This window comes from Mesorhizobium sp. M7D.F.Ca.US.004.03.1.1, from assembly GCF_003998635.1.
GTDB classification, from domain to species: domain Bacteria; phylum Pseudomonadota; class Alphaproteobacteria; order Rhizobiales; family Rhizobiaceae; genus Mesorhizobium; species Mesorhizobium loti.
Map to the genome: position 1 here is coordinate 1 of NZ_RZQG01001721.1, position 525 is coordinate 525.

General features: G+C 61.0%; 1 protein-coding gene. It reads left to right on the plus strand.

All coding sequences use genetic code 11. The features are described from left to right. The coding region (locus EN935_RS39700) for a DUF445 family protein (RefSeq protein ID WP_127374438.1) at nucleotides 1-525 on the plus strand (525 nt) is incomplete at both ends.

Sequence of the window (525 nt, forward strand, 5' to 3'; positions counted from 1 at the left end):
CCTATCTCCTGAAGAAAATCGTCGCTTCGGCCGGCTCGCTGCTCGATGAGGTGAGGGCCGATCCCGATCACCCGATGCGCGCCGAGTTCGATCGTTTCGCTCAAGGCTTCATCGAAAAGCTGAGGACATCGAAGCAATATGCCAAACGCGCCGAGAAGCTGAAGCGCGATTTCCTGGCCCGTCCGGAGGTCAAGGGATTGGCCGGCGACATGTGGGCAAGCCTCAGCCAGTTCATCGAGCAGGACGCCAAGGCGCCGAATTCGGTTATCCGCGCGCATCTCGCCAACATGTTCGTCGAGGTCGGTCGGCATCTTGCCGGCGATGCGCAGATCAGGGCCGACATGAACCAGGGGTTCGTGGTGGCGCTCGCGTCGTTCGTCGAGAGCCAGAAGAGCGGCGTGTCGACATTCATCGCCGACCAGGTCAAGCGCTGGGACCTCGCGCAGCTGACGCGACTGATCGAGATGAACATCGGCAAGGACCTGCAATACATCCGCTTCAACGGCATGATCATCGGTGGGCTCG